At 68.3% G+C, this 11506-nt stretch carries 10 protein-coding genes and 1 riboswitch; of the genes, 5 read left to right on the top strand and 5 right to left on the bottom strand.

What is annotated here, in order from left to right; all coding sequences use genetic code 11:
• Window positions 1-3: 3 nt before the first annotated feature.
• The 3 genes from ACQR1Y_RS27880 to ACQR1Y_RS27870 form a co-directional block, all read right to left on the bottom strand.
• A complete protein-coding gene (locus tag ACQR1Y_RS27880; protein ID WP_434878834.1) occupies window positions 4-1419 on the bottom strand; it encodes a TolC family protein in 1416 nt (471 codons plus the stop codon).
• 9 nt (window positions 1420-1428) lie between these two features.
• Entirely contained in the window at window positions 1429-1707 is a 279-nt protein-coding gene (locus ACQR1Y_RS27875; protein WP_434878835.1) for a hypothetical protein, read from the bottom strand.
• 73 nt (window positions 1708-1780) lie between these two features.
• Window positions 1781-2236, bottom strand: coding sequence for a hypothetical protein (locus ACQR1Y_RS27870; RefSeq protein WP_434878836.1), 456 nt, complete (start codon window positions 2234-2236; stop codon window positions 1781-1783).
• Between the two features lie 549 nt (window positions 2237-2785).
• On the opposite strand from ACQR1Y_RS27870, the gene ACQR1Y_RS27865 reads away from it, so the two are divergent.
• Together ACQR1Y_RS27865 and ACQR1Y_RS27860 are read left to right on the top strand one after the other, a co-directional pair.
• The gene (locus ACQR1Y_RS27865; RefSeq protein WP_434860543.1) at window positions 2786-4024 is read left to right on the top strand and encodes an MFS transporter; all 1239 of its coding nucleotides are present in this window, start codon (window positions 2786-2788) and stop codon (window positions 4022-4024) included.
• A 307-nt stretch (window positions 4025-4331) separates the two neighbouring features.
• A complete protein-coding gene (locus ACQR1Y_RS27860; protein WP_434878837.1) occupies window positions 4332-5660 on the top strand; it encodes a TAXI family TRAP transporter solute-binding subunit in 1329 nt (442 codons plus the stop codon).
• A gap of 21 nt (window positions 5661-5681) precedes the next feature.
• On the opposite strand, the gene proC is transcribed toward ACQR1Y_RS27860, so the two are convergent.
• Window positions 5682-6509, bottom strand: a complete 828-nt coding sequence (gene proC / locus ACQR1Y_RS27855) for a pyrroline-5-carboxylate reductase (protein WP_434878838.1) — start codon at window positions 6507-6509, stop codon at window positions 5682-5684.
• 192 nt (window positions 6510-6701) lie between these two features.
• On the bottom strand, window positions 6702-7202 hold the full coding sequence (locus ACQR1Y_RS27850; protein ID WP_434860540.1) for a YbjN domain-containing protein: 501 nt from the start codon (window positions 7200-7202) through the stop codon (window positions 6702-6704).
• A 393-nt stretch (window positions 7203-7595) separates the two neighbouring features.
• A riboswitch (FMN riboswitch) is annotated at window positions 7596-7791 on the top strand.
• A 77-nt stretch (window positions 7792-7868) separates the two neighbouring features.
• Here ACQR1Y_RS27850 and ACQR1Y_RS27845 point away from each other — a divergent pair.
• The 3 genes from ACQR1Y_RS27845 (at window position 7869) to ACQR1Y_RS27835 (ending at window position 11376) form a co-directional block, all read left to right on the top strand.
• Window positions 7869-8483 (top strand): 6,7-dimethyl-8-ribityllumazine synthase, encoded by a 615-nt coding sequence (locus ACQR1Y_RS27845; protein WP_434878839.1) that lies wholly within the window; start codon window positions 7869-7871, stop codon window positions 8481-8483.
• 446 nt (window positions 8484-8929) lie between these two features.
• Window positions 8930-10159, top strand: a complete 1230-nt coding sequence (locus ACQR1Y_RS27840; RefSeq protein WP_434878840.1) for an MHYT domain-containing protein — start codon at window positions 8930-8932, stop codon at window positions 10157-10159.
• A gap of 353 nt (window positions 10160-10512) precedes the next feature.
• Window positions 10513-11376, top strand: coding sequence for an FAD binding domain-containing protein (locus ACQR1Y_RS27835; protein ID WP_434878841.1), 864 nt, complete (start codon window positions 10513-10515; stop codon window positions 11374-11376).
• The last annotated feature ends 130 nt before the right edge of the window (window positions 11377-11506 follow it).

Below are 11506 nucleotides of genomic sequence, written 5' to 3'. Positions count from 1 at the left end.
CTGTCAGTCGTTGCTCGGCGCGAGCGTGCTCGCGGTCTGTTGCGTGCCATCCTCGGCCGCCGCCACGCCGCCGTTGACGGCGGCTGACAGTTCGGCCTCGGCCAGGAAGAAGTCTCTGACCGCATCGATCGCGGCGCGGCGTGAGGCCAGGCGCTGCCGCGCCTCGAGCAGCAGCGCGAAGATGTCGACCTGCATGCTCGAATAGCGCAGCTGCATCTCCTCGCTGATGATGTTCCGCAGCGGCAGCACTTCGCGGGCGTAGTGGCCGGCGATGTCGAATGCGGCGCGATAGCTGCGATAGGCGTCGCGTGCTTCCGAGCGGACCGTGACGGCGCGCTCGGTCAGGCGGTTGAAGGCGATGTTGTAGGTCTCCGCCGCCTGCCGTACCCGCACCTCGCCGCCGTCGAAGATCGGGATCTGGAATTGCACATCGTAGCCGCGCTCGCGAATGACGCGGCCGTCCGGCTCTCCCGTCTTGCGCTCGAGGCCGGCGAGGTCGAGCAGCGTCACGAAGCGCGTGGCGTCGCTGAGCTGCAGCGAGGTCGCGAGCGCCGTGAGCTCGAGCCGCGCGATCTGCAGGTCGATGCGATGCGTCACCGCGTCGCGCTCGACGAACGGCTCTGTCAGCGGCTTGCGCGGCAGCGCGGGCAGCTTGTTGGGCAGGCGGAAGTCGAGATCGTCGCCCCACAATCCCATCAGCCGGATCAACCGCTCGCGCGCGCTGCCCGCGACACGGCGTGCGGTGGCGAGCTCGGCGGTGGTCTCGGCGTAGAACACCTGCTCACGGGCCTGGTCGAGACGGTTCAGCGCGCCGGTCTCGCCGAGCTTCGCGGCCAGCTTTGCGGTGGCTTCCGCGGCGGATTGTGCCTCGACGAGAAGTCCCACCAGCTCGTTGGTGGCGACGACGCGCACGTAGGCGCGGCGGACCTCGGCGGCGAGCCGCAGCGTCGCCAGCGCCGCCCTGAGCTGCGCCTGATGGAAGCGCTCGCGCGCGATCTCCGAGCGCAGCGGCAGGGTGGCGAGCGCCAGGATATCGCCGGCGACCTGGCGCTCGGCCTCGAACGCACCGTCGCCGCTGATGCGCATCAGCGAGAACGTCGGGTTGGGCGGCAGGCTGGCCTCGACCGCATCGGCCTCGCTCAGCGCGAGTTGATGGAAGGCGGCCTGCAGGCCCTTGTTGTTGAACAGCGCGACCTGCACCGCGGCATCGGCCGACAGCGGCCGCGCCAGCAGTTTCCGCGTGGCCTCGCGGACGCGCGCGGCGTCGTCCTCGGTTCGCACCGAGGCGACCTCCTTGGCCGTCGTGCGCCCGGTGATGTCGGCGACGACGCCCATGCCGCCGTCGGGCGAGAACGAGGCGCAGCCGGCGAGTGCCGTCGCGGCCAGGCCCAGGGCCATGAGCCGTTTGATCCACTGCATCGGGCGCTCCTAACGGCTCGGCTCGGAGCGCGGGTCGCGCTGGCCCCAACGTGTCGGTGCAGCAGGCCGAAGCGGCGTGTAGGGCGCGACCACGGCCGAGGTCCGCACCGGCGCCACGCGCGCTGAGGGATCGGCGGGGTCGGCCCCCGACAGCGCCACTGTGCGCGGCTGGCAGGCGGCGAGTGCCGTCGCGGCGACAAGTATCACAGCGATCGGGAGACATGGGAACGGCAGGCTGCGCCGCGCCGGACGTGCGGCTGCGGGCGTCGCCTTGGGATGCGACAACATGATGTGTCCTTAGGTCTGTCGATGACAAGCAAACGGCCGCGCGCGCGAGGCGCGACGAGCCGGCGTCGTTCGCTCAGGCCAGGACGATAGGGGGGCGGTACAGCAGCGGCGGCGTGCGCCCAGGCAGGCCGGCTTCGCCGATGGCTTCGCTGGCGGTGGCGACCGGCGCGGGCAGGGTGACCGCCGGCAAGGCGGCGGTGAGGCCGACCGCGCACATCATGGCGCAGCAGGGGCCGGGCAGCTTGTCGTGGTCGTGATGGGCCGGGAAGGGCGCGGGGTCAGGCTGCGTCTGCAGGCTGGCCTCCGCGACCCGGTCATTCTGGTGATGATGCGCGTGCGCCGCATGTCGCGGCATCATCGCGCCGTCGTGGCTCTCATGCGGGGCGGCGTGATGATGCGCGGCGGCGACGGCAATGAACGCTTCGTCGAGGCAGGGCGCCGCGCCATGGGCGAAGGCCAGCGTGACGCCGGGGCTGAGCACGCAGACGAGGTAGGCGAGCACGAGCAGCCGCCCCGCCACCATCAGCATGTTCCGAGTGAGCCCCAACGACATCCGCGCGCAAATCGCTCCGTGAGGCGTGCATTGTAGCGCAGGAGGTGCCGGGGGGCAAAGAGGGGAGGGCACCCGGTCCACTCTACACGCTATTGCGCGCCGTGGTTCCGCAACAAATTTCGCCGGGAGCTTGTTCTGCGGCAGTCGTACCGCGCGCTCACTGTTCACCTCGCCCCGCCAGGGCGAAGCGAAGCTTCGCTAAGGCGGGGAGAGGTCGGATTGCATCGCCAGATGCAATCCGGGTGAGGGGGCTCTCCGCACGGTCGGTGGGTGTGGCTGCCCCTCACCCCAACCCTCTCCCCGTGAAGAACGGGGAGAGGGAGCGCACCGTGCACTGCGCGAAAGCTTGCCCCCACATACACGACGGTCGCTCTCGCGTTGCCCAACCCGTCGGGCGGCAACGCAGTTCGCGTAAATACGTGCGCTCGATTGGCCAAAGCGCCTTTGTTGCACTGCTTCTGCATGGGCTGGCCCGCAGCAATGCGGCTTGACCCCGTGGCATGCGGCGACGAAGTTGCGGCCATCGTGCACGGACCCCAGACTAGATTCGAGGAAGCGCCTCACTTCACACCGGACTCGCGCCAGGCCTGGGCGCGGCTGGCGCTTGCGCTTGTCATTGGTTCCATCGGCGGCGCCGGCATGTGGACCGTGGTCGTCGTGCTGCCGACGGTGCAGGCCGAATATGCCGCGAGCCGCGGCGCGGTCTCGCTGGCCTATACGCTGACAATGTTCGGCTTCGGTCTCGGCGGCGTCATCGTCGGCCGCATCACCGATCGCTTCGGCATCGTCACCGCGATGGCCTTGTCGATCGCCACGACCGCCGCGGCCTATCTGCTCGCCGGCGCCTCGGTGACCCTGTGGCAGTTCCAGGCGGTGTATTTCCTGATCGGGCTCGGCTCCTCCGTGACCTTCGCGCCGCTGATGGCCGAGGCGTCGCACTGGTTCGAGCGCTATCGCGGGCTGGCCGTTACTATCGTCGCCTCCGGCAATTATGTCGCCGGCACGGTGTGGCCGCCGCTGGTGAACTACGGCGTGCAGCAGATCGGCTGGCGCGCCACCCATGTCGCGCTCGGAATATTCTGCGCGGTGACGATGTCGGCGCTGCTGCTGGTGCTGCGCGCCCGGATGGGCGGCGCGGGCGCGCATGACCACAGCCAGGCGCCGCCGCCGCAATTGAGCCTGCCGATCTCCACCAATGCGCTGACCGTGCTGCTCAGCGTCGCCGCGATCGCCTGTTGCGTGGCGATGGCGATGCCGCAGGTGCACATCGTCGCCTATTGCGGCGACCTCGGCTATGGCGTCGCCGTCGGCGCGCAGATGCTGTCCCTGATGATGGCGCTCGGCATCGTCAGCCGGATCGGCTCGGGCTTCCTCGCCGATCGCGTCGGCGGCATGCGCACGCTCCTGATCGGCTCGCTGGCGCAGGGTTTTGCCCTGTTGTTCTATCTGTTCTTCGACGGTCTGACGTCGCTCTACCTGATCTCCGGCATGTTCGGCCTGTTCCAGGGCGGCATCGTGCCGAGCTACGCGATCATCGTGCGCGAGGCGATGCCGGCGCGCGAGGCGGCCACCCGGGTCGGCATCGTCATCTTCGCCTCGGTGTTCGGCATGTCGTTCGGCGGCTGGGTGTCCGGCGTGATCTTCGATGCCACGGGCTCCTATGCGGCGGCGTTCGCCAACGGCATCGCCTGGAATGCCCTGAACCTCGCGATCGTGGTGACCCTGCTGATCCTGGCACGGCGGCAACACCGGCTGGCGGCCTGACGTCAAGGCGTTGCGTTGAAGCCACAGCCGGACTGCGAGGTCCGGCTTATATGCACGTCGTCATACAAAATCCCGTTCCCCGCCGCAAATCCATCGAATCCGATTCGACAACTAGGGAACTCGATCGGAGCCGATCGTGGCAATTTGGCCCGGCGCGCTCCGCATCGCGAAGTTGGTTGTCGCGAGGTCTCAGCCGAGGCCGCGGTCGCCCGTCGCATGCCCAGGGCCGGGCAAGCCGCGCGGTGAAAGCTCCGGACCGGTCGAGAACGCTGCGGCGCATCGCGATGGTGCAGGAGGCCGTTGCGCTATGTCCATCGTCTCGAAGGCAGCTTCGCTCATCGCGCTCGCCGGGCTGGCATCCGGACTCTTGATGAGCCAGGCGCCCGCGCAGGTGTGGCCGCAGTTTCAACAGCAGCCGCCGCCCGCCCAGGCGCAGCCGCAGCGCCCGGCCGCAACCCGATCGGTCATCGTGCCGGTCGCCCCGGCGCCGGCCAAGCCCAATGCGGCCAACGCTCCGGCGCCGCCGCGTCCCGCCGGCCTGCCGGCGTCGCTGTCGCCAGCGCCCGGCAGCGGTCCGGACGTCTGGCGGCTGCCCAATCCGAACGACGTCAATGACGGTACCGTCACCATCATCACCGCGCCGGCCGGCGGCGCGACCTCGGTGTTCGGCTCGGACATGGCGCGCGTGCTCGACGACCAGACCAATGTCCGGGTGCTGCCGGTGCTCGGCAAGGGACCGGTGCGCAACGTCTCCGACATCCTCTTCCTGAAGAGCATCGACATGGGCGCGGTCGCCGCCGATGTGCCCGAGTTCTATCGCCTGCAATACGGCATCCCCGACATCACCTCGCAATTCCGCTACATCGCGCGGCTCTATCACAACGAGATCCACGTCATCGCGCGCTCCTCGATCCGTTCGATCGCCGATCTCAACGGCAAGCGCGTGATCGCGCCGACCGATGTCGGCTTCTATTCCGCGCGCGTGATCTTCAACCGGCTCGGCCTCACCGCATCGTTCGACTACGCAACCGACGATGCCAAATCGATCCAGAAGCTGATCGATGGCGAGGCCGACGCCTACATCGTCTCGACCGGCAAGGTGTTTCAGCTCGCCCGCAACATCAGGAACGACAATCGCGCACTGCATCTGGTGACGATCCCCTATGACCGCCGATTGCAGGATCTCTATCTGCCGACGACGTTGTCATCCGAGGAGTATCCGAATCTGCTCAATCCCGGCGAGACCATCGAGACGGTGGCGATCGGCATGCTGCTGGTCAGCTACAACTGGCCTGAGAATACCGAGCGCTATCGCAAGGTCGCGCGCTTCGTCGAGGCGTTCTTCGCCAACTACGATGAGTTCATGAAGCCGCCGCGGCATCCGAAATGGCGGGAGTCGAGCATCGTCGCGACCATCCCCGGCTGGAAGCGCTTCAAGGCGGCGGACGATTGGCTGGTGGCGCGCAACATGGTGCCGCGGCCGCAGGTGGCCGATGTCCAGCAGCAGCAGTTCGAGACCTTCGTGCGCCAGAGCGGCGGACAGGTGTCGAACGATCCGGCCGAGCGCAGCGCGCTGTTCAAGCAGTTCCTGCAATGGCGGCAGCAGCATGGCGGCCCGCCGACGCCGTCGCGCTGAGCTTGTCAGTTATCGTCAAAGTTACTTGGCGAGCTCCTTGGAGCGCGCGGTCGCGGCGGCCACCGCCTTGGTCAGCAGCGGCTGAAAGCCGTCCGCAGCCATTAGCACTGACAAGGCCGCTGCCGTGGTGCCGCCGGGCGAGGTGACGTTCTGGCGCAGGGTGGCGGACGGTAGCTCCGACTGGCGCAGCAGCTCGCCGGCGCCCGACACGGTGGCGCGCGCCAAGGTCGTGGCGAGCGCCTCGGGCAGGCCGGCGGCCACGCCGGCGCGGGCGAGCTCCTCGGCCAGCAGGAAGACATAGGCGGGGCCTGAGCCGGACACGGCGGTTACCGCATCCATCAGGCCTTCGTCGTCGACCCATTCCACCGCGCCGGTGGCGCGCAGCAGCGCGTCGGTGAGCGCGCGCTGCGCGGCGCTGACATTGGCGGCGGGCACGGCCACGGTGATGCCGCGGCCGATCGCGGCCGGCGTGTTCGGCATCGCGCGCACCACGGCTCCGCCGAGCGTTTGTTGCAAGCTCGCGATCGTGGTGCCGGCCATGATCGACAGCACCAGCGTGGACGCGCCGACCCACGGCTTCAGCGCCGGCCCGGCCTCGGCGAACATCTGCGGCTTGACGGCTGTGATGACGACTTCGGCCGGAGCGCTGGTCGCCGGATTGAGCCGGACGCCGCGGGCCACGAGCGCGGTGATCTCCGCCGACGGCATCGGCTCGATGACGACGACGCGCTTCGGATCGAGCCCGCCGGCCAGCCAGCCGGTCAGCATCGCGCCGCCCATCTTGCCGGCGCCGGCCAGCACGATCGTGCCGGTGGTGTGTTGGAGTTCGTTGTTGCCCACGAGAGTCACCGCACAAAAGCTGTCGTCCCGGCCTTGAGCCGGGATCCATAACCACAGGCGGTTCTAGTGGAGCGAGGGCAGAGCGACAAGCATCGCGGGCGACATGGGCATCACGCGGCTTGCGACGAACGCCGAAGGCGCTCGCGCAGGGGTCCCGGCTCAAGGCCGGGACGACACCGAATATGTCGAGGCGCCGGCGGCTTACGCCTCGCCTTCGGTATCGAATAGCGCGGCCGCCATGGCGTCCTGGGTCGACTTGCCGGCCCAGACGACGAACTGGAACGCCGGGAAATAGCGCTCGCAGGCGTGGATGGCGCCGGCCAGCATGCTTTCGCATTGCGGGCCCGAGGCCGTGATGCCGCCGGGCAGCACCAGCGCCTGGCGATGCATCACCATGCCGGTGTGGGTCCAGATGTCGAAATGGCCGAGCCAGAGCTGCTCGTTGATGGCGGCGATCAGCCGCTGCACCTCGGCGCGGCGCGCTTCCGGAATCTTCATGTCGAAGGCGCAGGCCAGATGCAGCGCCTCGATCTCGGCCATCCAGGTGAAGGAGATCTGGTAGTCGGTCCACTGCCCCTTGGAGGCGATCGTGATCTCGTCCTCGCCGGAACGCTCGAACATCCAGTTGTTGTCGGCGGCGATGTTCTCGACGACGCTCAACGGATGATTTCCGGAATCGATAGTGCTTTCGAGCAGGGACATGCCGTCTCGACCTCGTCTTCTTGATCTCGTTGGTACTTACGCGGCGACCCGGCCCGCGCCCTCACGGCGCGTCGCGACCCGGCTTGCAGCCCCGGAGGTACCCCGGGCGTGCGAGGACAAACTGATGTGATTTGCGGAATCTGCGCAACGGGGGGGCGAGTCCGTCCACAGCGAAACACCGCTTCGTCCACAACTCCTGTCCAGCCTGTGGAATCATGCGATTTTGAGAACAAAACGGAATCGGATTCACCGCAAACCGCCTATTCGAACCGATTTGGCCGCGGAAAAGGCCGCAGGACGCTGCATGGCGGGGCTTCGCCGGCCGCGGGCGTGAGGCCTTGCCGCCGCTGCCGGGGGCCTGCATAGTTCCTGCGGGTCGTCCAGCCGGGCGGCTCATGTTCTCAGGGCGGGGCGAAATTCCCCACCGGCGGTAAGCGGTCTCGGTCGAGAGCGCGAGCCCGCGAGCGCCTTCTCGGCAAGGTCAGGTTTGGAGAATCCTGTTCTCCGGATCGGGCCGAACAGAGAAGGGTCAGCAGATTCGGTGCGACTCCGAAGCCGACGGTCACAGTCCGGATGAAAGAGAACGGGTCCCGGCACCCCGCGCACTCCGCGTGGGGGCGTCGTCGTTCCGTGTGCCCTGATTCTGGTCTCTCAACGAGGACAACCATGAATCAGATGTTGCAAGACTCCATCGACACCACCGCCACCGACACTCCCACCGATATCGCGACTGAAGCCGCTTCGCCGGCGGACACGCCGGTGGCATCTCCGCCTGAGGACCAGCCTCCGGCCCCCTCGCATCCCCGCTTCGCCAAGCCGCAGCGGGTGGCCTTCGTGCAATCGGCCTGGCACCGCGACGTCGTCGCCGAATGCCGCACAGCGTTCCTCGACGAGATCGAGGCACGCCACATCGCCCGCGACCGCGTCGACATCTTCGAGGTGCCGGGCTCGTTCGAAATCCCGCTGCATGCGCAGCTGCTCGCCAAGACGCGGCGCTACACCGCGATCGTCGCGGCCGGCCTCGTCGTCGACGGCGGCATCTATCGGCACGAGTTCGTCGCCGACACCGTCATCAAGGCGATGATGGACGTGCAACTGCGCACCGAGGTGCCGGTGTTCTCCGCGGTGCTGACGCCGCAGCAATTCCACGAGACGCAGGCGCATTTCGAGTTCTTCCGCAAGCACTTCGCGACCAAGGGCGTCGAAGTGGCCACGGCCTGCGCGGAGACCTTGCTCAGCCTCGAGCGCCTGCGCAGCCAGGTGGCGGCGGGGATCATTTGACCGGGTGAGGGCATATGGCTGGCCGCGGCCAGCCATATGCGCTTCTCGCAGCCGAATTGTGATTCTCGATCCTTGCGGCACAGGCAGTGGGCTCCCCTCCCCCTTGCGGGGAGGGGTTGGGGGTGGGGGTCTCCGAACTCCGAAGCCCATGAGACTCACTTCCGCCAACATGTGTTCTCGGAGTTGAAGCTCATCATTTCGAGCGGAATGCATGGACCCCCACCCCCGACCCCTCCCCGCAAGGGGGAGGGGAGCGCACTGCCGCCGTGGCGGAAGCTCGAATCCCAACTTTGCTGCGAACCGAAATGCGCCGCGCGCATCCGCCTCGCCACCCAGCGACATCACGCCCCCTCGCGGTCCCCGCCTTGTGTTGTCATCCCCCGCTCGCCCCCTGTAAAACCTCCTCCGGGAGGAGGCTGGCCCGTGGCGACGGGCGGCCGGCAAGGATGATCGAAGGATACGATCCTTATCTCGTCGCGCTCTCGGTCGTGATCGCGAGCCTGGGTGGCTATACCGGATTCAGTCTCACCGCGCGCATTCGCAGCGGGCCGGGGGCGAGTCCGCGCGTGCTGCTGTCCGGGGCCGCGGGCATTCTCGCGGTCGGCATCTGGACCATGCATTTCGTGGGCATGATGGCCGCGCCGCTGCCGGCGGATGCCGTCTATCTGGTGCTGCCGACCATCATCTCCTTCCTGATCTGCGCGCTGGTGGTCGGCGTCTCCCTGTTCTTCGTCAGCATCGGCGATGCTTCGCCGCAGCGCGTCGTGCCCTCGGCGCTGCTGCTCGGCGCCGGCATCGCCAGCATGCACTATGTCGGCATGCACGGCCTCGCCGGCCGCTTCGGGCTGACGCATGATCCGCTGCTTGTGGCGCTGTCGGTCGCCATCGCGATCGTCGCCGCTTACGGCGGCCTGCGCATCTTTCTCGCTCGGCAGGACGGCCTGCGGCTGGCCATCAGTGCGCTGGCGTTCGGCATCGCCGTCTCCGGCATGCACTACACGGCGATGCTGGGCATGCATGTCGTGCCGGCCGGCGAGGGCCATCAGCATGCCGCCGCGGGGCTTGCTGCGTCGCCGCAGGTGCTGGCGATCGTCGTGGCCGTGCTGTGCTTCGTGGTCGCCGCCGGCTTCCTGCTGTCGCTGGTGCCCGACCCGCGCCGTACAGCGGAGCCGGCCACGGCTCCCCCCATCACTACCCCTGACCTCGCGCCGGAGCCGGTCACCCCTGCGGCGCAACCCGTTGCGGTGGCTCCCCCCGACGCGCTCGAAAGCGCTCCACCCGCACGCATCAAGGCCGCGCCGCTCGGGGGCATCGGCCAGCCGCCGCGCATCGCGGCAGCGCGGCTGCCGCTCGAAGGCGCAAACGGCACCCATTTCATCGATGCCGGCGACGTCCGCAGCGTCCGCGCCGATGCGCACTACACCAGGGTGCATGACGGCACCCGCGAGCGGATGTGCCCGTGGTCGATCTCCGAGGCCGAGGCGCAGCTCGATCCCGGCCGCTTCATCCGCGTCCACCGCAGTCACATCGTCGCGATCGAGCATGTGACCTTCGTCGGCAAGGAAGGCGAGGGCGCGATCATCGAGCTTGACGGCCCGTCCAAGCCGCGCGTGCCGGTGAGCCGCGCCAAAGTCGCCGAGGTCAAGGCGCGACTCGGGTTGCGTCGGCCGGCATGATCTCACACAGTCATTTCGCACTCGCAGCATCGGGCGCGCGCTTCGTCGCAACGCACATCGGCTGACACCGCGAGCGTCTTACGCCGATGCGGCGTCGCGCAACCAACTGCGTTCGTCATTCGCATCATTAGGTCGTGTCGACTGACGCAATTCGTGCGCGATCATCCGCCGTTCGTGCGAATTCATCGCTCTCCGTGCCCGCTTCGTTGCGCGGCCGGCGATCCCGATCGACTCTCCCGCCCAATTCGCGATCCGCTGGCGTTCACACTTCGCTCCTGCAGCACGAACGTTCGCCGCATCGACGCAAACGGCCAAGCCGGGAAGGCAGGCCAGCATGAGGGAAGGGAAACGAGATGATTCCTGGTCCGTTCGACTACCACCGGCCCGCGAGCGTCGGCGATGCGATCAAGCTGCTCGCCGATCTCGGCGACGAGGCGCGTCCGCTCGCCGGCGGCCACAGCCTGCTGCCGATGATGAAGCTGCGGCTGGCGACCCCGGCGCATCTCATCGACCTGCACGGCATCGCCGGCCTCAAGGGCATCTGTCGCGACGGCGACCGCATCGCGATCGGCGCCATGACGACGCAGGCCGAGCTGCTGGCGTCCTCGGAGATCGGTGAGGCGTTGCCGATCCTGCACGAGACCGCGCTGCTGATCGCCGATCCGCAGGTGCGCTATCGCGGCACGCTCGGCGGCAATGTCGCCAATGGCGATCCCGGCAATGACATGCCGGCGCTGATGCTGGCGCTGGATGCGACGTACCGGCTCGAAGGCCCGAACGGCGCCCGCGAAGTGGCCGCGCGGGAGTTTTATCAGGGGGCGTATTTCACGGCGCTTGAGCCCGGGGAGATCCTGACCGGGGTGAGCATTCCCGTGCCGCCGGCGGGGCACGGCTACGCCTATGAGAAGCTGAAGCGCAAGGTCGGTGATTATGCGACCGCCGCCGCCGGCGTCGTGCTGACCATGGCCGGCGGTAAGGTCGCGAACTGCGTCATTTCGCTGACCAATCTGCACGAGACGCCGCTGCTGGCGACCGATGCGGCGAATGCCGTGATCGGCACTACGCTCGACGATGCGGCGCTGAAGGCTGCCGCGACGGCGGCACGCGCGATCATGCAACCGGCGTCCGACGCGCGCGGCCCGGCCGAGTACCGCATCCATGTCGGCGGCATCATGGTCATGCGCGCGCTGCAGCGCGCGGCGAGCAGGGCGAAGTAGCAGCTTTTACCAGAACCGTGGCCGCGCAGGCGGTTCCTTCTCGCCTCACGGCACGCTTTCTCCTCTCCCTCCCCCCTTGTGGGGGAGGGGCGGGGAGGGGGGTAGCCCCAAGCGAGACCGCCGCCGTGGA

This window comes from Bradyrhizobium sp. HKCCYLRH3099 (assembly GCF_051167855.1).
Classification (GTDB): domain Bacteria; phylum Pseudomonadota; class Alphaproteobacteria; order Rhizobiales; family Xanthobacteraceae; genus Bradyrhizobium.
Note: the sequence above shows the minus strand (reverse complement) of the source record. Positions and strands in the feature narration are given on the sequence as shown.

Excerpts from the sequence above, each read along its gene's own strand:
- ACQR1Y_RS27880 (WP_434878834.1), bottom strand. The coding sequence starts at position 1,419 with ATGCAGTGGATCAAACGGCTCATGGCCCTGGGCCTGGCCGCGACGGCA.
- ACQR1Y_RS27875 (WP_434878835.1), bottom strand. The coding sequence starts at position 1,707 with ATGTTGTCGCATCCCAAGGCGACGCCCGCAGCCGCACGTCCGGCGCGG.
- ACQR1Y_RS27870 (WP_434878836.1), bottom strand. The coding sequence starts at position 2,236 with ATGCTGATGGTGGCGGGGCGGCTGCTCGTGCTCGCCTACCTCGTCTGC.
- ACQR1Y_RS27860 (WP_434878837.1), top strand. The coding sequence starts at position 4,332 with ATGTCCATCGTCTCGAAGGCAGCTTCGCTCATCGCGCTCGCCGGGCTG.
- ACQR1Y_RS27850 (WP_434860540.1), bottom strand. The coding sequence starts at position 7,202 with ATGTCCCTGCTCGAAAGCACTATCGATTCCGGAAATCATCCGTTGAGC.
- ACQR1Y_RS27845 (WP_434878839.1), top strand. The coding sequence starts at position 7,869 with ATGAATCAGATGTTGCAAGACTCCATCGACACCACCGCCACCGACACT.
- ACQR1Y_RS27840 (WP_434878840.1), top strand. The coding sequence starts at position 8,930 with ATGATCGAAGGATACGATCCTTATCTCGTCGCGCTCTCGGTCGTGATC.
- ACQR1Y_RS27835 (WP_434878841.1), top strand. The coding sequence starts at position 10,513 with ATGATTCCTGGTCCGTTCGACTACCACCGGCCCGCGAGCGTCGGCGAT.